Origin of the sequence: Pseudomonas sp. EYE_354 (assembly GCF_023148575.1) — a bacterium.
Classification (GTDB): Bacteria; Pseudomonadota; Gammaproteobacteria; order Pseudomonadales; family Pseudomonadaceae; genus Aquipseudomonas.
Genome location: NZ_JAHXNQ010000015.1, coordinates 34426 through 58794, shown reverse-complemented (window position 1 = coordinate 58794; position 24369 = coordinate 34426). Strand labels below are relative to the sequence as shown.

The 24369-nt window shown below is 62.8% G+C and carries 26 protein-coding genes; 17 read left to right on the top strand and 9 right to left on the bottom strand.

Annotation, left to right across the window (positions count from 1 at the left end):
- Positions 1–92 precede the first annotated feature (92 nt).
- Positions 93–2594, top strand: a complete 2502-nt coding sequence (locus KZX66_RS20220) for a TonB-dependent siderophore receptor (protein WP_248082634.1) — start codon at positions 93–95, stop codon at positions 2592–2594.
- 93 nt (positions 2595–2687) lie between these two features.
- A complete protein-coding gene (locus KZX66_RS20215; RefSeq protein ID WP_248082632.1) occupies positions 2688–3017 on the top strand; it encodes a hypothetical protein in 330 nt (109 codons plus the stop codon).
- A gap of 373 nt (positions 3018–3390) precedes the next feature.
- Here KZX66_RS20215 and KZX66_RS20210 read toward each other — a convergent pair whose 3' ends face one another.
- Positions 3391–3531, bottom strand: coding sequence for a hypothetical protein (locus KZX66_RS20210; RefSeq protein WP_248082630.1), 141 nt, complete (start codon positions 3529–3531; stop codon positions 3391–3393).
- A gap of 222 nt (positions 3532–3753) precedes the next feature.
- On the opposite strand from KZX66_RS20210, the gene KZX66_RS20205 reads away from it, so the two are divergent.
- From KZX66_RS20205 to KZX66_RS20150, 12 genes are all read left to right on the top strand, one after another.
- A complete protein-coding gene (locus KZX66_RS20205) occupies positions 3754–4053 on the top strand; it encodes a YXWGXW repeat-containing protein (RefSeq protein WP_248082628.1) in 300 nt (99 codons plus the stop codon).
- 18 nt (positions 4054–4071) lie between these two features.
- Positions 4072–4650 carry an RNA polymerase sigma factor gene (locus KZX66_RS20200; protein ID WP_248082626.1) on the top strand — a complete coding sequence of 193 codons (579 nt, stop codon included), beginning with the start codon at positions 4072–4074 and terminating at the stop codon, positions 4648–4650.
- Complete coding sequence (locus KZX66_RS20195) at positions 4647–5078, top strand: hypothetical protein (RefSeq protein WP_248082624.1); 432 nt, start codon at positions 4647–4649, stop codon at positions 5076–5078. The genes KZX66_RS20200 and KZX66_RS20195 overlap by 4 nt, the downstream gene beginning before the upstream one ends.
- Complete coding sequence (locus KZX66_RS20190) at positions 5075–5557, top strand: periplasmic heavy metal sensor (protein WP_248082622.1); 483 nt, start codon at positions 5075–5077, stop codon at positions 5555–5557. The genes KZX66_RS20195 and KZX66_RS20190 overlap by 4 nt, the downstream gene beginning before the upstream one ends.
- A 154-nt stretch (positions 5558–5711) precedes the next feature.
- Positions 5712–6902 carry an NnrS family protein gene (locus KZX66_RS20185; protein WP_248082613.1) on the top strand — a complete coding sequence of 397 codons (1191 nt, stop codon included), beginning with the start codon at positions 5712–5714 and terminating at the stop codon, positions 6900–6902.
- Positions 6903–6912: 10 nt separating this feature from the next.
- Complete coding sequence (locus tag KZX66_RS20180) at positions 6913–7329, top strand: hypothetical protein (RefSeq protein WP_248082611.1); 417 nt, start codon at positions 6913–6915, stop codon at positions 7327–7329.
- A 101-nt stretch (positions 7330–7430) separates the two neighbouring features.
- Entirely contained in the window at positions 7431–8078 is a 648-nt protein-coding gene (gene pdxH / locus KZX66_RS20175) for a pyridoxamine 5'-phosphate oxidase (RefSeq protein ID WP_248082609.1), read from the top strand.
- 81 nt (positions 8079–8159) lie between these two features.
- Positions 8160–8714 carry a molybdenum cofactor biosynthesis protein B gene (gene moaB, locus KZX66_RS20170; protein ID WP_248082607.1) on the top strand — a complete coding sequence of 185 codons (555 nt, stop codon included), beginning with the start codon at positions 8160–8162 and terminating at the stop codon, positions 8712–8714.
- Complete coding sequence (glp, locus tag KZX66_RS20165; RefSeq protein ID WP_248082605.1) at positions 8711–9937, top strand: gephyrin-like molybdotransferase Glp; 1227 nt, start codon at positions 8711–8713, stop codon at positions 9935–9937. Before moaB ends, glp begins: the two co-directional genes overlap by 4 nt.
- A 9-nt stretch (positions 9938–9946) precedes the next feature.
- The gene (locus KZX66_RS20160) at positions 9947–10942 is read left to right on the top strand and encodes a peptidase U32 family protein (RefSeq protein WP_248082603.1); all 996 of its coding nucleotides are present in this window, start codon (positions 9947–9949) and stop codon (positions 10940–10942) included.
- Between the two features lie 10 nt (positions 10943–10952).
- Positions 10953–11843 carry a U32 family peptidase gene (locus KZX66_RS20155; RefSeq protein WP_248082601.1) on the top strand — a complete coding sequence of 297 codons (891 nt, stop codon included), beginning with the start codon at positions 10953–10955 and terminating at the stop codon, positions 11841–11843.
- A complete protein-coding gene (locus KZX66_RS20150; RefSeq protein ID WP_248082599.1) occupies positions 11837–12304 on the top strand; it encodes an SCP2 sterol-binding domain-containing protein in 468 nt (155 codons plus the stop codon). Before KZX66_RS20155 ends, KZX66_RS20150 begins: the two co-directional genes overlap by 7 nt.
- Positions 12305–12376: 72 nt before the next feature.
- On the opposite strand, the gene KZX66_RS20145 is transcribed toward KZX66_RS20150, so the two are convergent.
- Positions 12377–12739: an NUDIX domain-containing protein gene (locus KZX66_RS20145; RefSeq protein WP_248082596.1), complete on the bottom strand. Its 363-nt coding sequence runs from the start codon at positions 12737–12739 to the stop codon at positions 12377–12379.
- 128 nt (positions 12740–12867) lie between these two features.
- Here KZX66_RS20145 and KZX66_RS20140 point away from each other — a divergent pair, with 128 nt between their 5' ends.
- Complete coding sequence (locus tag KZX66_RS20140) at positions 12868–13848, top strand: Gfo/Idh/MocA family oxidoreductase (RefSeq protein ID WP_248082594.1); 981 nt, start codon at positions 12868–12870, stop codon at positions 13846–13848.
- 38 nt (positions 13849–13886) lie between these two features.
- The gene (locus tag KZX66_RS20135; protein ID WP_248082592.1) at positions 13887–14516 is read left to right on the top strand and encodes a ribonuclease T2; all 630 of its coding nucleotides are present in this window, start codon (positions 13887–13889) and stop codon (positions 14514–14516) included.
- Here the strand turns inward: KZX66_RS20135 and KZX66_RS20130 are convergent.
- Positions 14513–15115 carry a TetR/AcrR family transcriptional regulator gene (locus KZX66_RS20130; RefSeq protein ID WP_248082590.1) on the bottom strand — a complete coding sequence of 201 codons (603 nt, stop codon included), beginning with the start codon at positions 15113–15115 and terminating at the stop codon, positions 14513–14515. The genes KZX66_RS20135 and KZX66_RS20130 overlap by 4 nt on opposite strands.
- A 161-nt stretch (positions 15116–15276) precedes the next feature.
- On the opposite strand from KZX66_RS20130, the gene KZX66_RS20125 reads away from it, so the two are divergent.
- Entirely contained in the window at positions 15277–15864 is a 588-nt protein-coding gene (locus tag KZX66_RS20125) for a LysE family translocator (protein ID WP_248082588.1), read from the top strand.
- On the opposite strand, the gene KZX66_RS20120 is transcribed toward KZX66_RS20125, so the two are convergent.
- From KZX66_RS20120 to KZX66_RS20095, 6 genes are all read right to left on the bottom strand, one after another.
- Complete coding sequence (locus tag KZX66_RS20120) at positions 15806–16681, bottom strand: AraC family transcriptional regulator (protein WP_248082586.1); 876 nt, start codon at positions 16679–16681, stop codon at positions 15806–15808. The two genes, KZX66_RS20125 and KZX66_RS20120, sit on opposite strands and share 59 nt — an antisense overlap.
- Positions 16682–16850: 169 nt before the next feature.
- Complete coding sequence (locus tag KZX66_RS20115; RefSeq protein WP_248082584.1) at positions 16851–18452, bottom strand: ABC transporter ATP-binding protein; 1602 nt, start codon at positions 18450–18452, stop codon at positions 16851–16853.
- A gap of 1 nt (position 18453) precedes the next feature.
- Positions 18454–19473 carry an ABC transporter permease gene (locus tag KZX66_RS20110; RefSeq protein ID WP_248082583.1) on the bottom strand — a complete coding sequence of 340 codons (1020 nt, stop codon included), beginning with the start codon at positions 19471–19473 and terminating at the stop codon, positions 18454–18456.
- Position 19474: 1 nt separating this feature from the next.
- A complete protein-coding gene (locus KZX66_RS20105) occupies positions 19475–20548 on the bottom strand; it encodes a microcin C ABC transporter permease YejB (RefSeq protein WP_248082581.1) in 1074 nt (357 codons plus the stop codon).
- Entirely contained in the window at positions 20549–22387 is a 1839-nt protein-coding gene (locus KZX66_RS20100) for an extracellular solute-binding protein (protein ID WP_248082579.1), read from the bottom strand.
- Positions 22384–24213, bottom strand: coding sequence for an extracellular solute-binding protein (locus tag KZX66_RS20095; RefSeq protein WP_248082577.1), 1830 nt, complete (start codon positions 24211–24213; stop codon positions 22384–22386). Before KZX66_RS20095 ends, KZX66_RS20100 begins: the two co-directional genes overlap by 4 nt.
- Positions 24214–24369 lie beyond the last annotated feature (156 nt).

Below are 24369 nucleotides of genomic sequence, written 5' to 3'. Positions count from 1 at the left end.
CAACGCGCTCAAATAAAAATCGATCTCATTCTTGCCCGATTTTCCGACTTGGCCGTCATGGTTAATAGAACCTCCCTTACGCAGGATTTCCCATGTCGCGCCTTGCTCGTCCCTTGCATCCACTGGCCCTGTCGGTGGCGATGGCGTTTGCCGCCTTGCCGTTGCTGAATGTCCAGACTTCCTTTGCCGCACAAAGCAGCAGCGCCTTGCGCAGCTTCCAGATCCCGGCCGGTGACTTGAGCCAGGCGCTCAATAGCCTGGCCGAACAGGCGGGGCTGGTGTTGGCATTTGATGCAAGCTTGACTCGGGGCAAGCGCAGCAGTGGCTTGAGCGGGCAATACAACATTGACGCGGCCCTGAACCAACTGCTGGCCGGCAGCGGCCTGCAAGCCTTGAAGATCTCCGCCGACCGCTACCGCCTCGAGGCCCTCCCGGATAACGGTGGCGCCATGGAGTTGCAGGTCACCACCATCAGCGGCGCGTACCAGGCCGAGAGCCCTGTCGGGCCGGTGTCCGGTTATGTGGCGACGCGCAGTTTGTCGGGCACCAAGACCGACACCGCGTTGATCGAAACGCCGCAGTCGATCTCCATTGTGACCAAAGACCAGATGCGCGCGCAGAACGCCCAAAGCCTCAATCAGATCCTGCGCTACAGCGCCGCCGTGGTCCCGGAAACCCGTGGCGCCACAGCTTCGCGTCTGGACCAGTTGACCATCCGTGGCTTCTCGCCGGCCACCTATCTGGACGGCCTGCGTATGCCGTCAAGCCGTGACGCCTTGCCGCAAAAAGACGCCTTCGACCTGGAGCGCGTGGAGGTGCTGCGCGGCCCGGCGTCGGTGCTGTATGGGCAGGGCACGCCGAGCGGAGTGATCAACATGGTCACCAAGCGTCCATTGGACACGCCGTTTCATGAAGTGGGCGTCGAATACGGCACCTTCAACAAAAAGCGCACTACCTTCGACTTGAGCGGGCCGCTTGACGATCAGGGCGTGTATGCCTATCGGGTCGCGGGCCTGTTCGATGACGCCGACGGCCAGGTAGAACACACCGAGACCCGTCGTCAGTCGCTGTCCTCCGCGTTCACCTGGCGTCCGAACGACGCCACGTCGCTGACGTTGCTCGGGCACTTTCAGAAAGATCCCAAGGGCGCGTCCTACGGTTCGATGCCGGCCTGGGGCTCGGTGTTGCACAGCCCCACCGGGCGCAGCATCGACGTGGATTTCTACGACGGCGAAAAGAATTTCGAGAAGAGTGATCGCGAGCACTACTCCCTCGGCTATGCCTTCGAGCACCATTTCGATGAGGTGTGGACCGTGCGCCAGAACGCGCGCTATCTGCGCAGTGAGGGGCAGTACCGCAGCCTCTACAGCAACTATTTGATGGCCGATTACCGGACCATTCGCCGTTCGACCATCGCCACCGATGTGGACATGGACGCCTACACCCTCGACAACCAGGCGCAGGCCAAATTCGACACCGGCCCGTTGCAGCACACCGTGTTAATGGGCCTCGATTATCAGAACACCAGCACCGATACGCTGTCGGGGTCAGGCACCTATACGGCGGGGCCGACCCTGGACATTTTCAATCCCGTCTACGGTGCCGCCGTGCCGGTACCGGCGTACACCACCGATGGCACCTCGCGCAGCGAGCAGACCGGCGTCTACCTGCAAGAGCAGATGAAGTGGGATAAGTGGGTGCTGCTGTTGGGCGGTCGTTATGACTGGGCCAGCACTGACAGCACCACCAAGACCCTGAGCACCGGGAGCAAGAGCCAATCCTCCCTGGACAGCAAAGCCTTCACCGGCCGTATTGGCCTGGTCTACCTGTTTGATAACGGCTTGGCGCCGTATGCCAGCTATTCGGAGTCCTTCAACCCGCAATCGGGCACCGGCTATGGCGGCGCGGTGTTCAAGCCGACCGAAGGCAAGCAGTACGAAGTCGGCATCAAGTATCAGCCCCCTGGCAGCAATAGCTTTATCACGGCGGCGATCTTCGACCTGCGCCAGACCAATGTGTTGACCACTGATCCCGATCCTACCCACCTGTGCGGTACCGGCCGCTGCCAGAGCCAGGACGGCGAAGTACAGTCCCGTGGTTTTGAGCTGGAAGGCAAAGCCAGCCTCAACGACAACCTGGATATCACGGCGGCCTACGCTTACCTGGACAACCGCATCAGCAAGTCCAACAACACGGTGCGCTATGCCCCCATCAGCGATATCGGTGTAGGTCCGGCCATCAACGCCGAGGGCACCACGACCTACGCGGTACCGCGCCACACGGCGTCTGCGTGGGCCGACTACACCTTCCACGACGGCACGCTCAAAGGCTTTGGTGCCGGCGCCGGTGCACGTTATGTCGGTTCTTCCTGGGGCGATACGGCCAACACGCTGAAGGTGCCGGGTTACACCCTGTTCGATGCGGCGGTGCACTACGACATCAAGCATCTGCTAAACCCCCAGGACAACCTGCGCCTGGCGCTGAACGCCACTAACCTGGCGAACAAAGAATACGTGGCCTCGTGCTACTCGTACTCCTGGTGCTGGTATGGCTCGCAACGCACGGTGCAGGCGAGTGCGACGTACCAGTGGTAACCGTAGGGAGTGATAAGGCAATTTAATGGCCCCTTTGTAACAAAATCCTCGCCAGAATCGCGTTTATTTTCAGGTGGTTAGGTGAGGATGCAAATGCGCACTGTTGGAATCATGCTGATCGCCTGCTCCCTGGCCGGCGGCGCGGCTGCCGTGCAGGCACGGGAGTTGCGCGACGGTGACAAGTACATGTGCAGTTGGGGTGCCGGTACTGCCGCCAGGGCCCAGGAACTCAAGCTGTCGGGCGTGTCGTTGTACGCCGCGCGGCAGAAGATCCAGACCATCAAGTTCAACAAATCGTGGATGCGCATGATGGCCATGGGCATCACCGAGCAGACCTACGACAGCCGTTCACGACTCAAACCCGAGGCGATCCGCCAGAGTTTCTATCAGGACTGCGTGCGCTATAAAGTGGCGCGTAAATAGCGCGTGGTGGTATTCAATATCCCTTATTTATAAGTGGGCATATAACAGCGAGTCGCACCAAAAAGTGGCACTTATAACCGTCTCGACCTTAAAAAATATGTGGTTATTGAAGGACTTACGGCCCTTTTAATCCGACGAAAGGATTAAAATAATCTTGTTACAGATTTTGACACTGGTTAATATAGCCCGGCGTTCACCTCCCACGGTTTATGCATTTTTAAATCCCAAGTTTCCATCAGCTACTTGGGATTTTTTTTGCCCGCGATTTGACCTTCGCCGCTGAGGGCCTGGGCAGCATCCGTTGCATCTCAAGCCCAGTTGGCGAATCGCGCAACCAATTCAACGCCATGTGCCGGGGCTGCGCGGCGCTCGGTCAGCCGTTGACGGTGTGGGTTGGCGCATCGGTCGCGCCGTAATAGCGCCAGCAGCAATGTCGGTGTTCGGGCACGATCACACAGCCGCTGAGGCTGGCGATCAACAGGGCGGCAACCCAGAGGGACAGGCGACGGGACATGGTATTTCCTCTTAGTGTGTGCGACGTCACTCCTTGAACGCGGCCCCTGGGTAAATCCGTCGCGATCCTTTCAAACCTTTCATCAAGTCGCGCCAACAGCTACGCAATACTGGCCTCGACCCCCTCCTGAAAAAAACCAAATGCCGTCGCGACGGATTTTCCGTCGCGTGCCGTTCAACCCATCAACAGCGTGCATGGGTGCACGCCGATGAAGGAGTTGCCATGAGACTGCGCTATGCCTTGCTTGCTCCGCTGGCCTTTGCCGCGTTTGTCAGCACCCCGACGTTTGCCCAGACCGAAATCATCATCCGCCAGGCGCCTCCGCCGCCGCGGGTGGAAATGGTCCCGGTCGAACGGCCCGGCTACGCCTGGGACCAAGGCCATTGGCGCTGGGAAGGGCGCGGTTATGGCTGGGTGCCTGGCCACTGGCAGCCGGTGCGGCGCAACGCGCGTTGGGAGCCGGGTCACTGGGAAGCCCATGGCCCCAACTGGTACTGGCGTGAAGGGCATTGGATCCGCTGATTTTTTGGAATCGCTCGATTGAAAGACACTGATCCGGACGTTGAGCTGCTGGCGCGCATCGGCAACAACGAACCTGCCGCCGTTAATGAAATGGTGGCGCGCAAGCTGCCGCGTTTGCTTGCGCTCGCCAGTCGCCTGCTGGGCGACGCCGACGAGGCCAGGGATGTGGCACAGGAAAGCTTCCTGCGCATCTGGCGTCACGCCGCCAATTGGCGCAGCGGCGAAGCGCGCTTCGACACCTGGTTGCACCGGGTGGCGCTCAACCTGTGCCACGACCGTTTACGCCGGCGTAAAGAGCGCCCTTTGGACGATAACGCTGTGCTTGAACTGGCGGACACTGCGCCCTCAGCCGATGAAACGCTCGAAGCCGCCGAACGCAGCGCACGCATGGCCGCTGCGTTGGCGGCACTGCCCGAGCGCCAGCGCGAAGCCATTGTGTTGCAGTACTACCAGGAGCTGTCGAACATTGACGCCGCGGCCCTGATGAATATCAGCGTCGAGGCACTGGAGAGCCTGCTGTCGCGGGCCCGACGCCAATTGCGCAACAGACTTGCCGACACACCCGGGCTTGCCCGCCCAGGAAGGGGAACACCATGACACCCGAACGCTTTGCCTGCCTGGCCGATGCCTACGGCGCCGATCTGCGACGTTGGCCCGTCGCCGAGCGCGGTGCGGCCCAGGCCTTGTTGGACGCCGGCCACCCCCATGCGCGGGAGGCCCTGGCGCAGGCGACGTGGCTCGATGCGCAACTGGACGGCCATCAAGCGCGCTTCGCCGACCCGGCACTGGCGCGCCAGATTCGCCGGTCAGCGCCCTTGCGCCGCTCGTTTTGGTCGCGCTATGCCAACTGGTTATCGCCGGTCGGTCTGGTGGGCGTGGGTATTGCCGGTGTCGTCACGGGCATGTTGGTGATGTCCCTGAACATGCCGTTGCCGAGCGCGTTGTCCGAGGGGCTGCCCAGTGTCTTCGATCAGGGCGATGCGCAGGTCGTATTCAGTGTCAATGCAGAGGAAGCCGAACAATGACCACCAGACCCCTCAAACCGTGGCTGTTGGTATCGGTGTTGCTCAACGTGTTTTTAATCGGCGGGGTAGGCGGTGGCCTTTATCACTGGAAGGCCAATACGCCAACGGCTGAAGCGGTGGTCAACCAGCACGGGCTGCGCCAGGCCATGTTCAAGCTGCCGCCGGAGCGGCGCCGCGAGTTGCGCCAACTGCTGCGGCATAACCGCGCCGACAGCCAGCCGCTGGTAATGGCGGGGCGTGAGGCGCGCATGGGCGTGATCAGACAACTGCAGGCGCCGACCCTGGACCGCGACGTGCTGGTGGCCGAACTGGCCAAGGCGCGCGAGGCGGACGCGGCGCTCAGGGCTTTGGTCGATTCGACGTTGGCGCAGTTTGCCAGCGGCTTGCCCTGGGATGAGCGGCAAAAACTGGTGGAGGCGTTGTACGTGCGCGGGCCGGCGAAAGGCAAAGCCGGGCCGGCGCGTGAAACGGCGCATTGAGCGGCGAAAATCCCCCAGCGCCGAACTCGGCACGGCACGTGTGGCGAGGGCTCAGGGTTAATCCCCCAGCTCTGTGGTCGGGATTGATCCAGGACAAGAACCGCGGGCTGCCATAGGCACACACTCTGCGCAACGTTGAGTGAGGAGCCATGGCATGCAGGTACTGGATCGGCGCAAGGCAATGTCGATTACCCCGTTGTTTCGTTTGGCCTTCCGGCCTTTTTTTCTCGGTGCATGCCTGTTGGCGATACTGGCCATTGCGTTGTGGTTGCTGGCCCTGGGTGGCGCCACCGGCAGTTGGCAGCCGGCGGGCGGTTGGCTGGCATGGCATCGGCATGAACTGCTGTTCGGCTTTGGCGTGGCGGTGATCGCCGGGTTCCTGCTTACGGCGGTGCAGACCTGGACCGGTCGCCCCGGCCTCAGCGGTACGCCTCTGGCGCTGCTGGCCGCGCTTTGGCTGGCGGCGCGCCTGGGTTGGCTGACGAACCTGCCATTGCCGTTGCTCGCGGTACTTGAGCTGAGCTTCCCGTTGGCCGTGGCCGGGGTGATGGGCTGGACACTGTGGCAAGTGCGGCAAACCCGTAACTACCCGATTGTCTTGGTGTTGGCGCTGCTGGCCGTGGCCGATGGCATTTCGCTGTATGGGCTGTGGCGCCAGGACGAAGGCTGGCAGCGCCAGTCGGTGCTTACCGGGTTGTGGCTGGTGGCGGCGATGATGGGCCTGATCGGCGGCCGGGTAATTCCGTTTTTCACTGCGCGCGGACTGGGCCGCAACGCTGCGGTAAGTCCCTGGCCGTGGCTCGACCGCCTGTTGCTGGGCGGGGCGATCCTGGTGGCGCTTGCCTGTGCCGCAGGGGGCGCGGCAGCACCCAGCCTTGGCTTGGGGGCCTTGTTCGCCGCCCTTGGCCTCGGCCATCTGCTGCGGCTGGCGCGCTGGCATGATCGTGGCTTGTGGCGCGTGCCGCTGCTGTGGTCGCTGCACCTGGCGTATGCCTGGCTGGCCCTGGCCTGTCTGGGCATGGCGTTGTGGCACTTCGGTGTGCCGCTCAACCCGAGCCTGGCGGTGCATGCGCTCACAGTGGGCGCGATGGGCGGCTTGATTCTGGCGATGATCGCGCGGGTCAGCCTGGGCCATACCGGTCGTCCCTTGCAGTCGCCGGGTGGCATGACTCTGGCCTTCGCGCTGCTGAACCTGGCGTGTGTGTGCCGGGTGTTACTGGTACTGGTGTGGCCCGTGACGGCGTTGTGGCTGGCGGGGCTGTGCTGGTCCGTCGGGTTGGGCCTGTATCTGTGGCGCTACGGGCCGATGTTGTGGCGGGCCCGCGTCGACGGCCACCCCGGTTAGGAGGACGCCCATGTATTCAGGGTTGTTGATCGTGCACCTGCTGGCGGCTATCGCCTTTATCGGCACGCTGTTTTTCGAGGTGGTGATTTGGCACAGCGCCCGTGAAGAGTTGGTCTGGTCCGCGCAGTTCATGTCCGAGCAGGCGATTGCGCGGCGTTCACGCCGGGTGCTGCATGGCGTGGTGGTGGTGCTGTATGGCGCCGGCATCGGCCTGGCCTGGCACTACTGGAGCATGCCTTGGACCGGCAGATTCGCGCTGCTGCTGGGCCTGAAAATCACCCTGGCCCTGAGCATCATCGGCCATTACCTGTTGGTGGCGTATCTGCTGAACCACAAACGCCTGAGCCCCAAACGGGCGCTATGGATCCGTCGCAGCATCCTGGCGCACATGGTGCTGATCGTGATCCTGGCCAAATCCTTGTGGTAGGTGGCCGTGCGGCGTCATGCCGCGGGCGAGTGTTGATCGTGGTCAAGGGCTGACGCGCCGCCAGTTCCCACACTGTGGCGAACTTTCCGGAGGACCGCGTCATGCCCTTGTCTCTTGCGCAACTGCGCCGCAACTACACCCTCTATGGCTTGCGGGACGACCTGGTGCAGGACGATCCCCTGGTGCTGTTTGGCCAGTGGCTCGATCAGGCACGCAAGACCGAAGTGCCCCCGGCCGAGGCCAATAGCATGGCCCTGGCCACGGTCGACCGTGACGGGCACGCCCATTGCCGCATTCTCTTGCTCAAGGGCTTCAGCGCCGACGGGTTTTTCTTCTTTGGCCATTATCAGAGTGCCAAAGGCCAGGAGCTGGCGAGCAATCCCCACGCGGCCATGACGTTTTTCTGGCCAGGGCTTGAGCGCCAGGTGCGCATCGAAGGCCCGGTGGCGCGGGCGGATGCCGAACTGTCGGACGACTATTTCGATGCGCGTCCCGCCGCCAGCAGGTTGGGCGCCTGGGCGTCACCGCAAAGCCAGCCACTGGGCCATCGCAGCGAGCTGGAAAGCCGCTTGCGCGAGGTCACCGAGCGTTTCGCCGGTCGCCAGCCGCCACGTCCCGAGCACTGGGGCGGTTACTGCCTGCAACCGCACCGCATCGAGTTCTGGCAAGGCCGACCTGACCGTCTGCACGACCGTCTTGACTACCGCCTGCACAACGGTCAGTGGCAGCGCACGCGGCTGGCCCCCTAACGGTATACCTCCACCGAGGAATAGGCCCTGCGCCCTTTGCGGCGCAGGCTGAGCGCTTCTTTGAATCCTGGAGCCTTGATCATGGCCCATCTGACCCGACGCGAGTTTGTCTCGCTGAACATCGCGGTGCTGACCATCAGCGACACCCGCACCTACGACACCGACACCTCAGGACAAACCCTGGTGGACCGCCTGCAAGACGCCGGACACTGGCTGATCGACCGCGGCATCGTGATGGACGACATCTACCAGATCCGCGCACGCGTCTCGCAGTGGATCGCCGACCCCCGCGTGCAGGTGGTATTGATGACCGGCGGCACCAGGTTCACCCCGCGCGACAACACTCCGCAAGCCGTGCTGCCGTTGCTGGACAAGCAGGTGGACGGCTTTGGCGAGCTGTTCCGCCAGGTGTCCCTGGCCGAAATCGGTATGTCGACCTTGCAGTCGCGTGCGCTGGCCGGCATCAGCAACGGCGTGCTGGTGTGCTGCAGGCCAGGCTCGCCGGGAGCCTGTCGCACCGCCTGGGACCAGATCCTGCTCAGCCAGTTGGACAGCCGCGCCGGCCCTTGCAACTTCGTGCCGCACCTCAAGCCCCAGCTGGATCAAACACTCAGCGCCTGCGAGGCACGCCCATGAACGTCTGCGACAGCGGTGACTTGCTGCCGGTCGAACAGGCCATCGACCAGCTGTTGGCCCAGGCCCCGTCGCCACCGTCCACCGAGGTGGTGCCTTTGGCTCAGGCGCTGGGCCGGGTGACTGCCGAGGAGGTGTTTTCGCCCCTTGATCTACCGGGTTGGGACAACAGCGCCATGGATGGCTATGCCCTGCGCGCCTTCGATGTGCCGGAGCAGGGCGGCTATCTGGTGCTGACCGGGCGCATTGCCGCCGGGCAGTGCAGCGATGTGCCGTTGCTGGCCGGGCAAACCGTGCGGATTTTTACCGGTGCGCCACTGCCGCCCGGCGCCGACAGCGTGGTGCCCCAGGAGCGCTGCCGGGTATACGGCGAGCGTATCTGGTGCCCACCATTGCGCCTGGGCGAGCACGTGCGCAAACGCGGCGAAGAGCTGCAACGCGGCCAGCGCGTCATGAGCGCCGGCAAACGCTTGCGCGCCCAGGATATTGGCCTGCTGGCGGCGGCGGGCATCCCCCGGGTCAAGGTCTACCGGCCACTGCGGGTGTGCCTGCTCAGCAGCGGCGACGAACTGCGTGAACCCGGCGAGCCGCTGGCACGGGGGCAGATCTACAACAGCAACCGTCATCTGGTCGCGGCCTTGCTACGCGGCTGGGGCGTCGAGGTGCTCGACTACGGCGTGATGGCCGACGCCCTGGCGACCAGCCGCGATGCGCTGCTGTTGGCGTCTTCCGAATGCGACCTGCTGCTGACCACCGGCGGGGTGTCGGTGGGCGAGGAGGACCACCTCAAACAGGCGATCCAGGCACTGGGCAGTGTGGCGTTCTGGCGCCTGGCGATTCAGCCCGGCAAGCCCCTGGCCTTTGGTGCGGTGGCCGGCAAACCCTGGATTGGTCTGCCGGGTAACCCCAGCGCCGCGCTGGTCACGGCGATGGTGGTGGTGCGTCCGTTTCTGTTGCGTGCCCAAGGCGCCGAGCGCGTGCTGCCAGTGCCGATCAGCGTGGTGGCCGGTTTTGAATGGCTCAAGCCCAACAAACGTCGCCAGTACCTGCGCGCGCGCTTGAACCCCGGCGTGGATGGGCAACTGCGCGCGGTCCTGCACCCCCAGCAAAGCTCGGCGATGCTCACGGCGGCCTGTTGGGCCGACGGCCTGGTGATCGTCGAACGCGAGCAGCAAGTGCTCAAGGGCGCGCCGGTGCCATTTCTATCATTTGCCGATTTTGCATAAGGAGTCGTCATGCAACTGGTCTGCCCGGCAGGTAACCTGCCCGCCCTCAAAGCCGCGGTGCGCCAAGGCGCCGATGCGGTGTACGTGGGGTTTCGCGATGACACCAATGCCCGGCATTTCACCGGGCTGAACATGGACGACAAGCAGTTCGACGCGGCCGTCGCTCATATCCGCCAGCACCAGCGCAAGCTGTATGTGGCGGTCAATACCTACCCGCAGCCGAAGATCTGGTCGCGTTGGCAACGCGCCGTGGATCGCGCCGCTGACCATGGCGTGGACGCGCTGATCGCCGCCGACCCCGGTGTGCTGGGCTACGCCGCCGCGCGTCATCCGCAGATGGCCTTGCACCTGTCGGTGCAGGGCTCGGCCACCCATGCGACGGCGCTTAAGTTCTACGCCGAGCGCTACGGTATTCGCCGTGCGGTGTTGCCGCGGGTGTTATCCCTGGCGCAGGTCCGGCAGGTCGCGGCGAGCAGCCCGGTGCCGATTGAAGTGTTTGGCTTCGGCAGCCTGTGCATCATGGCCGAAGGGCGTTGTCACCTGTCGTCCTATATCACTGGTGAGTCGCCCAACCTGTGTGGCGTGTGTTCACCGGCCAAGGCGGTGCGCTGGAGCGACGACGCCGACGGCCTCAGTGCGCGCCTGAGTGAAGTGCTGATCGACCGCTACACCCCCGATGAACCTGCGGGTTACCCGACCCTGTGCAAGGGGCGTTTCCTGGTGGGCGGCAAGCGTTTCCACGCGCTGGAAGAGCCCACCAGCCTCGACACCCTGGACCTGCTGCCCGAACTCAGCGCCATTGGCGTGGCAGCGGTGAAAATCGAAGGCCGCCAGCGCAGCCCGGCCTACGTGGAACAAGTCACCCGTGTGTGGCGCGCGGCGCTCGACGCTTACCGCAGCGCCCCGGCCAGTTTTGTGGTGCAGGCGCCATGGCGGCAGGTGCTCGCCGGGCTTTCCGAAGGCAGCCAGACCACCCTGGGTGCCTACCACCGTGCATGGCAGTGAGGAATTACCTATGAAACTCAGCCTCGGACCGGTGCTGTTTTATTGGGACAAGGAACATCTGGGACGCTTCTACGCCGACATGGCCGGCTTGCCCCTGGACGTGATTTACCTGGGCGAAACCGTGTGCTCAAAGCGCCGTGCGTTTTCCCTCGATCATTGGCTGGGCCTGGGCCGTGAATTGCAGGCGTGCAGCTCGGCGCAGATCGTGCTGTCGAGCCTGACCCTGATCGAAGCCGCTTCGGAACTCTCCAGCCTGCGGCGCCTGTGCGACAACGGTGAGTTTTGGGTGGAAGCCAACGACATGGGCGCGGTACAGCTGCTGATCGAACGCAACCTGCCGTTCGTCGGCGGGCCGGCACTCAACCTCTATAACGGTCACGCCCTGGTGCAACTGCTCGATGCCGGCCTGCAACGGTGGGTGCCGCCGGTGGAGTGCTCCCACGCGCTGATCGCCGATGTACTGGAGCAAGTGGGCAAGTTGGGCCGACCGCTGCCCGAGGTGGAAATCTTCGCCTATGGCCATCTGCCCCTGGCCTATTCGGCGCGCTGCTTTACCGCCCGCGCGGAAAACCGGCCCAAGGATGACTGCCGGTTCTGTTGCCTCAACTACCCCGACGGCATGGCCTTGAGCAGCCAGGAGGGGCAGCCACTGTTCACCTTGAATGGCGTACAAACCCTGTCGGCCGAAGTCACCAACTTGCTCGCCGATTACCCCGCGTTGGTCAGTGGCGGCGCCGACCTGCTGCGCCTGAGCCCACGGGCCGAAGGTATGGCCGAGGTGGTGCGCGCCTTCGACCAGGTGCGCCACGGCGCCACGCCACCGCTGTTTGTCGAAGGATGCAACGGCTACTGGCACGGTCAGGCCGGCATGTTGCGGGTCGAGGAGGTGGGCCTTTGCTGAAGCGTAAAGCGTGGCTGCTCAAGAGCGCCGACCGTGTGCTGCCGCTGATTCGCCGTGTGCCGTTCGCGGTGCAACGCCTGGCCCTGCAGCAGGCGCTCAACCATTGCCTGGCCGAACCCTTGCGCGATGGCGGCTTTGACCTGCTGCGTGGGCGTTGGCTGTGTTTGCGTATCCCTGACCTGGGCTTGTGCTGGTACCTGACGCTCGCGCGGGACGGCTTGCGCATTGCGCAGCAGGCCACGGCTCAGGTGACGATCAGCGGCAATTGGCGCGAGTTCCTGTTGCTGGCCAGTCGGCAGGAAGACCCGGACACCTTGTTCTTCCGTCGGCGCCTGGTGATTGAGGGGGACACGGAACTGGGGTTGGGGGTGAAGAACTTGATCGACAGCCTTGACCCTGACGTGTTGCCTGGCTGGTTGTGGCGCGGGCTGGAGCGGGCAGGGCGGGGCTTGGCAGTCTGACGGCGTGAGGCCCGCCGCCGCGGTCGTCAAATCCTTTGTCGAACGGCAGAAGGCAAAGCGCGGCGCGCAGGGCTAGAGGCGGCGCAGAAAGGACTTGACGATGTGCCGGGTGGCGTCGGTGGTGTCCAGTTGGTCCAGGGCGCCATAGGCGTGCCATTGACAGTCGACGATTTCGTTGCACGGGCGCGCATCGTCGATATTGATCACCGAGGCCTCGAACACGTGATGCAGCGTGTCGCGCGCTTTCAGCTCCTGCAGGTACAGCAGCCCGTCGACGTTCAATCCGGTTTCTTCTTCCAGCTCGCGTTCGGCGGCGCCCACCGGACGTTCGTCGCGTTCGACCTTGCCGCCCGGCAAGGCCCATTTCGATCTGGCCTTGCGCACGAAGAGGATATGCCCCTCGTGTTCGCAAATGACCGTTGCCCTGATTTTCATCGTCTGCTGCCCCCGCAGCGGGATGAGTGTCACAAAAGTGTAATGCAATTGTCATGCTAAGTGGTTATGGCGCGTCGGCGTGGGGATGTGGATACTGCCCGATTGATGAAAACGCACGAGGACAACAGATGAGCACCGTACGCTGGGGGATGATCGGCTGTGGCAGTGTCACTGAGTTAAAGAGTGGACCCGCTTTCTACAAAGCGCCAGGTTCGGCCCTGGTGGCCGTGATGGGGCGCCGTGAAGCGGCGGTGCGCGATTATGCGGCACGCCACGGTATCTCGCGCTTTTACACCGATGCCCAAGCCCTGATAGACGACCCGCAGGTGGACGCGGTGTACATCGCCACACCGCCCGACAGCCACTTGGAATACAGCCTCATGGTGGCTGCGGCCGGCAAGCATTGCTGCGTCGAGAAACCCATGGCGCTGAACGCCGAGCAGAGCGCCTTGATGCAACGCACGTTCGAGCGTGCCGGGCTGCACCTGTTCGTGTCCTATTACCGGCGTTCGCTGCCACGTTTTCAGCAAGTGCGCGACTGGCTGCGGGACGGGCGCATCGGCGAGCTGCGCCACCTCACCTGGACCTTGTGCAAACCGCCGGGCGCCGACGATGCCAGCGCCGCCAACTGGCGTACCGATCCGCAAATTGCCGGCGGCGGCTATTTTGCCGACCTGGCCAGCCATGGTTTTGACCTGTTCCAGTACCTGGCCGGGGACATCGTTGAAGTCTCGGGTTTTACCGCGCGCCAGGCCGGGCGCTATGCCGCTGAAGATGCGGTGACCGCCTGCTGGACGTTCAGCAGCGGCGCACTCGGCATGGGCTGCTGGAATTTCGTCGCGGATCGGCGCGAGGATCGGGTCGAGTTGGTCGGCAGTCGAGGGCGCATCCAATTCTCGGTCTTCGAAGACCAGCCGCTGTACCTCGAAGGCGAGACCGCTGAAGTGCTCGACGTGCCCTGCCACGCGCATATCCAATGGCACCACGTGTTGGCCATGAACGCGCATATCCGGGGTGAGGCCGAGCATCCGTCGCTGGCGATCGAGGCACTGAAGACCGATCGGATCCTCGACAAGGTGCTGCAACGTAACCCCTTTCATCCCGGTTAGTCGTGATTGACTGGTTTTTTTTTTCAAGGAATAAACGGATGAAGTACTGGATCGCGTTGTGGCTGGTCATCGCCACCAGCGCCATGGCCGCCCCGCGTCAGCAAGGCACGCCAGGGCAATTTGATTTTTATGTGCTGTCGTTGTCATGGTCGCCGACGTTTTGCCTGACGCACCCCAACAACGAACAGTGCTCGGGCAAGGGCTACGGTTTTGTGCTGCACGGTTTGTGGCCGCAGTACGCGCGGGGCGGCTGGCCGGCGTCGTGTGATGCTCAGTCGCGCTTGTCGCCTGAGGCCCTGGACAAGGGCGCAGCGCTGTTCCCCACCCGTTCACTGCTCAAGCATGAATGGGCCAAGCACGGTACCTGCAGCGGACTTGAGCCGCTGGCATACCTTGAAAAAACTGATGCAGCGCTGGGGGCGGTGGTGATTCCGCAGCAGTTGCAGCCGTTCAACACGCCGCCGTCGCTGCCTGCGCGTGAGATCGAGGCGCTGTTTCGCCAGAGCAACCCGCGCATGGGCAACCATGGCCTGGCGGTGATCTGCAAAGGCAAAGTGTTGTCGGAGGTGCGCGTGTGCCTGACCAAAGACCTGGCCTTCGCCGGCTGCCCGCGTAGCGTGAAGACCCAGTGCCGCGAGGGCGATATCCGCATTCCCGCGCAGCGTTAAGGCGTTAAGGCCTCGGTGCTGGCGCCATCCACCAACTGCTGGAACAGCGGCGTCAGCAGGTCGATCAACACCTGGGGATCGGCCTTGACCAGCGCAGACACTTCCAGCGTCTGGCGCATCACCTGGAAGCCCGATACCAGCGCCATGATCAGCGCCGCGCGTTCTTCGTGGTGCTGCCCCTCGAGCGCTGCCGCCACGGTTGCCTGGGGACCTTTCTCAAGTTCCGCGCGGCCGATGATTGCCGCGCGTTTGCTCGACGCCGAGCGCAGCAAGATCAGCAAACCGTTCAGCGGCAAATCGCCGGTTTCGGTGAGGCTGACCAGTGCCGTGGCGAGGGTGCGTCCCAAATTGTGCGCGCTGAGGGTGCCTGGCGCTACGCGCGCCGGGCCGACCATGCAGTCGGCGAGCACTTCGGTGAACAACTGCTCCCTTGAGTCGAAGTAGCGGTTGATGAGCGTTGCCGTGACCCCCGCGCCAGCGGCGATTTCACTCAGGTCGGCAGCTTCATAGCCCGATTGGGCAAACACCTTGCGCGCAGATAACAAAATCGCTTCGCGGCTGACGGCGGCATCGCGTCGTCTTGGGATCGGGTTGGGCATTGGCATCCTGATGGGACTGGAAATGGAAAGCGCGCCACCGCGGCGCGCCGACAGAGTACAGGGAGTGGCGATCGGCCGAGGGTGATTTTGTTCAATACCGGTTTGGCCGGGCCTTATACCGTGGAGCCCTCAGTAGGCATCATCATAAAAAGGGAACCGCAATGAGCTCTATCATTTCCATGGCCGCGTTCGCGTTGGCCACTTCCATCACGCCGGGACCGGTCAACGTGGTGGCGCTGAGTTCCGGCGCACGCTTCGGGTTTGTCGCCAGCCAGAAACACGTGGTCGGCGCCGCCGTGGGGTTTACCCTGTTGCTGGTGCTGATCGGCCTGGGCCTGCATGAGGTGCTGGTGCGCTGGCCCGTCCTGACCCAAGTGATCCAGTGGGGCGGGGTCGCCTTTTTGCTGTATATGGCCTGGAAACTGGCGACGGACAACGGCCAGTTGGACGCTGATGGCAGTGCCACCGCGCCGTCGATGCTCTACGGCGCCGTCATGCAGTGGCTCAACCCCAAGGCCTGGCTGGCCTGCGTGGCGGGGATGGGCTTATTTGCCGCCGATGGCGACGCGGGTCAAGTGTGGCTGTTTGCGAGCCTCTATCTGGTGATCTGCTACTTGTCGGTGGCCTGCTGGGCCTACGCCGGGACCTTTCTGCGACGCTACCTGAGCAACCCCCGGGGGGTGCGCCTGTTCAACCGCTCAATGGCCGCGTTGCTGGTGGCCAGTGTGGGTTATTTACTGATGGCTTGAGCCAATCGCGGTACTGCCCCGGCGTGGCGGCGAAATGGTGTTTGAAGGTGCGCTGGAAGTGCGCCTGGTCGGCAAAGCCGGCCGCCAGGGCCACGTCGGCGATCAGCTCGCCCTGGCGCAATTGGCTGCGGGCAAACTGGATGCGCCGATTGACCAGGAAGGCATGGGGCGTGAGCCCGTAATACTGCTTGAACGCGCGGATCAGATACGACGGCGACAGCTCTGCGGCCAGGCAAATGTCATCCAGCTTCAGGGCCTCGGTGCAGTGTTCGTGGATGTAGTCGGCGGCTCGTTCCAGCTTGTGGTTGACCTCGCGCAGGGGCGCGGGCGAGGGGTTCAGGCGCTGCTGCACTTCACTGAAATAACTCACCAGTGCGCTTTGTTTTTGCAGAAGTTCGGCGCGTTCATCCACCAATAGCCGGTACAGCTGCAGCAACCCAAGGTACAGCACCGGGTCGCGGGTGTGGGGGGTAGTGAACGGCCGGTAACCCTGGTCGGTGCTGAAGCCCAACTGGTACTGCAGGTCGGTCAGCCAGGGCGTGTCGAGGTAGAGCATGTGGTAGGACCAATGCGCATTTTCGATTGGGTTGCAGGCATGCACATCGCCAGGATTCATCAGCACCACGGTGCCGGCGCTGATCTCAAAGGTCTGCGTACCGTAGTGGTAATAACTGCGCCCGGCGGTGATCGCCCCGATGGAAAAATGCTCGTGGGCATGCCGGGTGTACGTGACCTTGCGCCCGTCGGCGATGGTGCGGGCTTCGATAAAGGCCAGGGCAGGATCACGCCAGAACAGCGGTGCGGTCGCGGCGGTCATGGGCAGGCGCTCCCAGCGCGGTGATTGGATGTGTCGGGGAGCAGCCTTATACAAAAACCGCAATTGTTCAAGCTTCAGCGTTGCGCAAGCGCCGGGCGTCGTGCCGTCTCGATTCCTGCAAGTGCGTGGCTTGTGTCAGCCACGCGCGCAGGGGCGGCGAAGGCGGACCCTAAGCCGGCACCAGGAAAGCGGCCTCCAGCAACTGGCGGGTGTAGGCGTGCTGTGGCGCGGCAAAAATCTGCCGTGCATCGCCTTGTTCCACCACTTGCCCGTGCTTGACCACCATCAGTTGGTGACTCAATGCCTTCACTACCGCGAGGTCATGGCTGATAAACAGGTAGGTCAGGTTGTATTTGGCCTGCAGGCTGCGCAGCAATTCCACGACCTGGCGTTGCACCGTGCGGTCCAGTGCCGAGGTGGGTTCATCGAGCAGGATCAGGCGTGGCTTGAGGACCAGGGCGCGGGCGATGGCGATGCGCTGGCGCTGACCGCCCGAGAACTCGTGGGGGTAGCGATGGCGGGACTCGGGGTCCAACCCCACTTCCTTGAGCGCGGCGATGATCGCCGCTTCCTGCTCGGCCGGGGTGCCCATCTTGTGGATGCGCAGGCCTTCGCCGACGATCTCGCTGACGCACATGCGCGGGCTGAGGCTGCCGAAGGGGTCCTGGAACACCACCTGCATTTCCCGGCGCAGGGGGCGTACCTGTTGCTGCGTCAGGCGGTCCAGTTGCTGGCCTTCGAAGCGAATCGCGCCTTTGCTGGCAATCAGGCGCAAAATCGCCAGGCCCAGGGTGGATTTGCCCGAGCCGCTTTCGCCGACGATACCCAGGGTCTGGCCCTGGGGCAGGCTGAAATTGATGCCATCGACCGCCTTGACGTAATCGACGGTGCTGCGCAAAAAGCCCTTCTTGATCGGGAACCACACTTTCAGGTCATCGACCTCCAGCAGCGGCGGTCCCACCGGATTGCCGGCCGGGCCACCGCTGGGTTCGGCCGCCAACAGTTCCTGGGTGTAGGGGTGTTGCGGCGCCTGGAACAAAGTCTCACAGTCCGCCTGCTCGACGATGCAGCCTTGCTGCATCACGCACACCCGATGAGCAATGCGTCGCACCAGGTTCAGGTCATGGCTGATCAACAGCAGTGCCATGCCCAGGCGTGCCTGAAGCTCCTTGAGCAGCTCCAGAATTTTCAACTGCACGGTGACGTCGAGGGCGGTGGTCGGTTCATCGGCGATCAACAGCTCCGGCTCGTTGGCCAGGGCCATGGCGATCATCACCCGCTGGCGCTGGCCGCCGGACAGCTCATGGGGCAGGGCCTTGAGGCGTTTATGCGGTTCGGGGATGCCGACCAGTTCGAGCAGTTCCAGGGTGCGCCGGGTGGCGTCCTTGCCGGTGAGGCCCTTGTGCAGACCCAGCACTTCGTTGATCTGCTTCTCGATGGAGTGCAGGGGGTTCAACGAGGTCATCGGCTCCTGAAAGATCATCGCGATACGGTTACCGCGAATATGACGCAGGGTTTTTTCCTTGAGAGTCAGCAGGTCTTGCCCGGCGTACTCAATGGTGCCGCTCGGATGCCGCGCCAGCGGGTAGGGCAGCAGGCGCAGGATCGAGTGGGCGGTCACCGATTTGCCGGAACCGCTTTCGCCAACCAGGGCCAGGGTTTCGCCGCGCTTGATATCGAAGCTGACGTTGTTGACCACGCGGTGGTGATGCTCGCCGGTGACGAACTCGACGCTGAGGTCGCGGATTTCGATCAGATTGTCCTGATTCATCTCATTTCCTCGGGTCGAAGGCATCGCGAGCGGACTCGCCGATAAACACCAGCAAACTCAACATGATCGCCAGCACGGCAAAGGCACTCATGCCCAGCCACGGCGCTTGCAGGTTGGACTTGCCCTGGGCCACCAGCTCGCCCAGCGACGGTGAACCCGCCGGCAGGCCGAAGCCTAAGAAGTCCAGGGCGGTGAGGGTGCCGATGGCGCCGGTGAGAATGAACGGCATGAAGGTCATGGTCGAGACCATCGCGTTAGGCAGGATATGCCGGAACATGATCGCGCCGTTCTGCATCCCCAGGGCCCTGGCCGCACGCACGTATTCGAGGTTGCGCCCGCGCAGGAACTCGGCGCGCACCACGTCCACCAGGCTCATCCACGAGAACAGCAGCATGATCCCCAGCAGCCACCAGAAATTGGGCTGCACGAAGCTGGCGAGAATGATCAGCAGGTACAGCACCGGCAACCCGGACCAGATCTCCAGGAAGCGTTGCCCCGCCAAGTCGACCCAGCCGCCATAGAAGCCCTGCAGGGCCCCGGCGATCACGCCGATGATCGAACTGAGCACGGTCAGCGTCAGGGCAAACAACACCGACACACGAAACCCGTAGATGACCCGCGCGAGCACATCGCGGCCCTGGTCGTCGGTGCCCAGCAGGTTCACCGAAGACGGCGGCGCGGGGGCCGGCACTTTCAGGTCGTAGTTGATGCTCTGGTAGCTGAACGGGATCGGCGCCCATAACGTCCAGGCGTCTTTGGCCTTGAGCAGCTCACGGATGTACGGACTTTTGTAGTTGGCCTCCAGGGGGAACTCGCCGCCAAAGGTGGTTTCCGGGTAGCGCTTGAGCGCCGGGAAATACCAGCCGCCGTCGTAGTGCACCGCCAGCGGTTTGTCGTTGGCGATCAACTCGGCGCCCAGGCTCAGTACAAACAGCACCAGGAACAGCCACAGCGACCACCAGCCACGCTTGTTCGCCTTGAACCGCTCGAATCGGCGGCGATTGAGGGGGGACAGGTTCATCTCAATGCTCCCGGCTGGCGAAGTCGATCCGCGGATCGACCAGGGTGTAGGTGAGGTCACCGATCAGTTTTACGATCAGCCCCAGCAGGGTGAAGATAAACAGCGTACCGAACACCACCGGGTAGTCGCGGTTGATCGCCGCTTCAAAGCTCATCAGGCCCAGGCCATCGAGGGAGAAAATCACTTCCACCAGCAACGAGCCGGTGAAGAAGATGCCGATGAAGGCCGATGGGAAGCCGGCGATCACCAGCAGCATGGCGTTACGGAACACATGGCCGTAGAGCACGCGGTGGTTGGTCAGGCCCTTGGCCTTGGCGGTGACCACGTACTGTTTGTTGATCTCATCGAGAAAGCTGTTTTTGGTGAGCAGGGTCATGGTGGCGAAGTTACCGATCACCAGCGCGGTGATCGGCAGGGCCAAGTGCCAGAAGTAGTCGAGGATCTTGCCGCCCCAGCTCAACTCGTCGAAGTTGTTGGAGGTGAGCCCGCGCAACGGGAACCAGTCGAAATAACTGCCACCGGCAAACACCACGATCAGCAGGATGGCGAACAGAAAGGCCGGGATCGCATAGCCTACGATGATCGCCGAGCTGGTCCACACATCGAAGTGGCTGCCGTGGCGCGTGGCCTTGGCGATGCCCAGCGGGATCGACACCAGGTACATGATCAACGTGCTCCATAACCCGAGGGAGATGGACACCGGCATTTTCTCCTTGATCAGGTCGATGACCTTGGCGTCACGGAAAAAACTGTCGCCAAAATCCAGCCGGGCGTAGTTCTTGACCATGATCCACAGGCGTTCCGGCGCTGATTTGTCGAAGCCGTACATCTTTTCGATTTCCTTGATCAGCGCCGGGTCCAGGCCCTGGGCGCCGCGGTAGCTGGAGCCGGCCACCGCCACTTCGGCACCGCCGCCGGCAATGCGGCTGCTGGCGCCGTCAAAGCCTTCGAGCTTGGCGATCATCTGCTCCACGGGCCCACCGGGGGCGGCCTGGATGATGATGAAATTGATCAGCAAAATCCCGAACAGGGTGGGGATGATCAGCAACAGACGGCGAACAATATAGGCCAGCATTTAATCGCCTCCGCTCGCCGGATCGGCGCTCGTTTGAGTGTCCGGGGCCACGGCCGGAGGTACGTTGGGTTTGCTCCACCAAGTGGAGATGCCGACGTCGTACAGCGGTGACACTTTAGGATGGCCCAGGTTGTTCCAGTAGGCCACGCGGAAGGTTTTGATGTGCCAGTTGGGGATCACGTAGTAGCCAAATTGCAGCACGCGATCCAGGGATTTGGCGTGTGCGATCAGGCTGGCGCGGGTGTCGGAATCAATCAGTTGCTCCACCAACTCATCGACGGCCGGATCTTTCAGACCCATGTAATTGCGGCTGCCAGGCTTGTCGGCGCTGGTGGATTTCCAGAACTCACGCTGCTCATTACCCGGCGAAGAGGATTGCGGGAAACTGCCCACCAGCATGTCGAAATCCCGCGAACGCAGGCGGGTGACGAATTGGGACACGTCCACCCGGCGTATCACCAGGTCGATGCCCAAGTCCGCCAGGTTGCGCTTGAACGGCAGCAGAATGCGTTCGAACTCGGTCTGGGCCAGCAGGAATTCGATGGTTACCGGTTTGCCGGTGGTGTCGACCATCTTGTCGTCAACGATCCTCCATCCGGCTTCCTGCAGCAGTTGGTAAGCCTCGCGCTGCTGAGTGCGGATCATGCCGCTGCCGTCGGTTTTGGCCGGCTCGAAGGCTTCGGTAAACACTTGGGGCGGGATTTTGTCACGCAGCGGCTCGAGAATTTTCAGCTCATCGGGGCTGGGCAAGCCGGTGGCGGCCATGTCGGAGTTTTCGAAATAGCTGCGGGTGCGGGTGTACGCACCGTTGAACAGTTGCTTGTTGCTCCACTCGAAGTCGAGCAACAGGCTGATGGCCTTGCGCACCCGCACATCTTGGAACATGGGCTTGCGCAGGTTGAACACAAAGCCCTGCATGCCGGTGGGGTTGCCGTTGGGAATCTCTTCCTTGATCAGCCGGCCCTGCGCGACGGCGGGCACGTTATAGGCATTTGCCCAGTTCTTCGCGCTGAACTCCGCCCAATAGTCGAACTGCCCGGCCTTGAGGGCTTCGAGTGCAACGGTGGCGTCGCGGTAATAGTCGGTCACGCGCCGATCGAAGTTGTACAGGCCTTTGTTGATCGGCAGGTCCTTGCCCCAGTAATCCTTGACCCGCTCATAGCTCACCGAGCGCCCGGCCTTGACCTCGGCGACGCGGTAAGGGCCGCTGCCCAACGGAATCTCCAGGTTGCCCTTGCTGAAGTCGCGGGTGGCCCACCAGTGTTTGGGCAGTACCGGTAATTGGCCGAGGATCAGCGGCAATTCGCGATTGTTGGTGCGCTTGAACTTGAACAGCACCCGCAGTGGGTCTTCGGCAATCACTTCGTCGACATCGGCGTAGTAGGTGCGGTAGAGCGGGGTGCCGTCCTTGATCAAGGTCTGGAAGCTGAACACCACGTCGTCGGCCCGCATGGGGTGGCCGTCGTGGAAACGCGCCTCGGGCCGCAGATAAAAGCGCACCCAGCTGTTGTCCGGGGCCTTTTCGATCTTGCCGGCCACCAGGCCGTATTCGGTAAACGGCTCATCCAGGCTTTGGGTGGCCAGGGTGTCGTAGATCAGGCCGATATTGTCGGCGGGTACGCCTTTGCTGATAAATGGGTTGAAGCTGTCAAAGCCGGACAGGCTCGATTCGCGGAACGTGCCGCCCTTGGGGGCGTCCGGGTTGACGTAGTCGGTGTGCTTGAAATTGGCCGGGTATTTGGGCGGCTCGTTGTACAGGGTCAGCGCATGCTGCGGTGCCGCCTGGGCTGCGCTGCACAGCAACAGGCCGGCAAACAGTGAAGTACGCAAATACATCATTGGGCTTTCTCCGAAGCTTTCAGCCACCATGCGCTCAGGCCCAGGCTGTAGGGCGGCGTGGTGACAAAGGCGAACCGGTTGCGGTACGCCAAGCGATGATAGTTGAGGTACCAGTTGGGAATGCTGTAGTGCTGCCACAGCAGCACCCGGTCCAGTGCGCGGCCGGCAGCCAGTTGTTCTTCGCGGGTCTGGGCCGCGAGCAGTTGCTCGAGCAGGTGATCGACGATGGGGTTGGCGATGCCTGCGTAGTTTTTACTGCCCTTGATCGCGGCCTGGCTGGAGTGGAAGTACTGCCACTGTTCAAGGCCGGGGCTCAAGGTCTGGTTGAGGGTGATCAGGATCATGTCGAAGTCGAACTGATCCAGGCGCTGCTTGTACTGAGCACGGTCGACGGTGCGCAAGCGTGCGTCGATGCCGATGCTGATCAGGTTCTCGACATAGGGCTGCAGGATGCGCTCCAAGTTCGGGTTGACCAGCAATATTTCGAAGCGCAGCGGCTGGCCGTCTTTGTTGAGCAAGCGCTGCCCGGAGAGTGTCCAGCCGGCTTCACCCAGCAGGGCCAGGGCGCGGCGCATGGTCGCGCGGGGGATGCCGCGACCGTCGGTCTGGGGCAGGCTGAATGCTTGGGTGAACAGGTTGGCCGGCAACTGCTCGCGGTACGGCGAGAGCATCAGCCACTCACGGCCCACCGGTACGCCGGTCGCGGCGAACTCGCTGTTGGGGTAGTAGCTCAAGGTGCGTTTGTAGGCGTTGCTGAACAGGGTGCGGTTGGTCCACTCGAAGTCGAACATCAGCCCCAGTGCTTCGCGCACCTTTGTTTGGCTGAAGGCCGGCCGCCGGGTGTTCATGAACAGGCCCTGGCTCTGCGTCGGAATCTGGTGGGCAATCTGTGCCTTGATCACCTCGCCACGGTTTATCGCCGGGAAGTTGTAGCCATTGGCCCAGTTCTTGGCCTGGTGCTCGATGTAGATGTCGAATTCACCGGCCTTGAAGGCTTCAAACGCTACGTCGCTGTCGCGGTAGAACTCCACCTCGACCTTGTTGTAGTTATAGAAGCCCTGGTTGACCGGCAGGTCCTTGCCCCAGTAATCCTTGACGCGCTCGAACACCAATTGGCGCCCAGGGGTGACCTTGCTGATGCGGTAGGGCCCGCTGCCCAGCGGCGGTTCGAAGGTGGTGGCCTTGAAATCGCGGTTTTTCCAATAGTGCTGGGGTAACACGGGCAGTTCGCCCAGGCGCAGGATCAGCAACGGGTTGCCGGCGCGCTTGAAGACGAAGCGGATACGGTGGCGATTGAGCACATCCACCCGCGCCACTTCCTGCAAGTTGGTGCGGTACTGCGGATGGCCTTCGGTCAGCAGGGTGCGGTAGGAAAACGCCACGTCATAGGCGGTGATCGGCTTGCCGTCGTGAAACCGCGCCTGCGGTCGCAGATTGAATACCACCCAACTGCGATCTTCGCTGTATTCCACCGATTGGGCGATCAGCCCGTAGCTGGAGGTCGGCTCATCACCGGAGGGCGCGTACTGGCCAGTGCCGACCATGAGCGGCTCATTGAGCTCATTGACGCCGTATTGCAGGAAATTGGGGGTGGAAACCGGGCTCGAACCCTTGAAGGTATAAGGGTTCAGGGTATCGAAGGTGCCAAATGCCATAACCCGCAATGTTCCGCCTTTCGGCGCTGCAGGGTTTACCCAGTCGAAGTGGGTGAATTTGGCCGGGTACTTGAGCACGCCGAACTGCGTATAACCGTGGCTCTCGGTTATCGTCGCGTTAGCGGAAAAGCTCAAGACCAGACTTATTAGTAGAAGGAGGGGACGCTTCAAGTCAGAGATCCGATCCAGGCGGCTTGGGCTTTATGGTCGGTACAGTAACAGCTTGTTCCGGTTGGAAAAAGCATCTTGAAAACGGCAGTAAATCACGGGTTTGTTCGCCTGCGGGGTGAGCGGGCTTGCCCGGCGCGGGGCAAGCCTGCTGACCTC

Excerpts from the sequence above, each read along its gene's own strand:
- KZX66_RS20220 (WP_248082634.1), top strand. The coding sequence starts at position 93 with ATGTCGCGCCTTGCTCGTCCCTTGCATCCACTGGCCCTGTCGGTGGCG.
- KZX66_RS20215 (WP_248082632.1), top strand. The coding sequence starts at position 2,688 with ATGCGCACTGTTGGAATCATGCTGATCGCCTGCTCCCTGGCCGGCGGC.
- KZX66_RS20210 (WP_248082630.1), bottom strand. The coding sequence starts at position 3,531 with ATGTCCCGTCGCCTGTCCCTCTGGGTTGCCGCCCTGTTGATCGCCAGC.
- KZX66_RS20205 (WP_248082628.1), top strand. The coding sequence starts at position 3,754 with ATGAGACTGCGCTATGCCTTGCTTGCTCCGCTGGCCTTTGCCGCGTTT.
- KZX66_RS20195 (WP_248082624.1), top strand. The coding sequence starts at position 4,647 with ATGACACCCGAACGCTTTGCCTGCCTGGCCGATGCCTACGGCGCCGAT.
- KZX66_RS20190 (WP_248082622.1), top strand. The coding sequence starts at position 5,075 with ATGACCACCAGACCCCTCAAACCGTGGCTGTTGGTATCGGTGTTGCTC.
- KZX66_RS20185 (WP_248082613.1), top strand. The coding sequence starts at position 5,712 with ATGCAGGTACTGGATCGGCGCAAGGCAATGTCGATTACCCCGTTGTTT.
- KZX66_RS20180 (WP_248082611.1), top strand. The coding sequence starts at position 6,913 with ATGTATTCAGGGTTGTTGATCGTGCACCTGCTGGCGGCTATCGCCTTT.
- pdxH (WP_248082609.1), top strand. The coding sequence starts at position 7,431 with ATGCCCTTGTCTCTTGCGCAACTGCGCCGCAACTACACCCTCTATGGC.
- moaB (WP_248082607.1), top strand. The coding sequence starts at position 8,160 with ATGGCCCATCTGACCCGACGCGAGTTTGTCTCGCTGAACATCGCGGTG.
- glp (WP_248082605.1), top strand. The coding sequence starts at position 8,711 with ATGAACGTCTGCGACAGCGGTGACTTGCTGCCGGTCGAACAGGCCATC.
- KZX66_RS20160 (WP_248082603.1), top strand. The coding sequence starts at position 9,947 with ATGCAACTGGTCTGCCCGGCAGGTAACCTGCCCGCCCTCAAAGCCGCG.
- KZX66_RS20155 (WP_248082601.1), top strand. The coding sequence starts at position 10,953 with ATGAAACTCAGCCTCGGACCGGTGCTGTTTTATTGGGACAAGGAACAT.
- KZX66_RS20145 (WP_248082596.1), bottom strand. The coding sequence starts at position 12,739 with ATGAAAATCAGGGCAACGGTCATTTGCGAACACGAGGGGCATATCCTC.
- KZX66_RS20140 (WP_248082594.1), top strand. The coding sequence starts at position 12,868 with ATGAGCACCGTACGCTGGGGGATGATCGGCTGTGGCAGTGTCACTGAG.
- KZX66_RS20135 (WP_248082592.1), top strand. The coding sequence starts at position 13,887 with ATGAAGTACTGGATCGCGTTGTGGCTGGTCATCGCCACCAGCGCCATG.
- KZX66_RS20130 (WP_248082590.1), bottom strand. The coding sequence starts at position 15,115 with ATGCCCAACCCGATCCCAAGACGACGCGATGCCGCCGTCAGCCGCGAA.
- KZX66_RS20125 (WP_248082588.1), top strand. The coding sequence starts at position 15,277 with ATGAGCTCTATCATTTCCATGGCCGCGTTCGCGTTGGCCACTTCCATC.
- KZX66_RS20120 (WP_248082586.1), bottom strand. The coding sequence starts at position 16,681 with ATGACCGCCGCGACCGCACCGCTGTTCTGGCGTGATCCTGCCCTGGCC.
- KZX66_RS20115 (WP_248082584.1), bottom strand. The coding sequence starts at position 18,452 with ATGAATCAGGACAATCTGATCGAAATCCGCGACCTCAGCGTCGAGTTC.
- KZX66_RS20110 (WP_248082583.1), bottom strand. The coding sequence starts at position 19,473 with ATGAACCTGTCCCCCCTCAATCGCCGCCGATTCGAGCGGTTCAAGGCG.
- KZX66_RS20105 (WP_248082581.1), bottom strand. The coding sequence starts at position 20,548 with ATGCTGGCCTATATTGTTCGCCGTCTGTTGCTGATCATCCCCACCCTG.
- KZX66_RS20100 (WP_248082579.1), bottom strand. The coding sequence starts at position 22,387 with ATGATGTATTTGCGTACTTCACTGTTTGCCGGCCTGTTGCTGTGCAGC.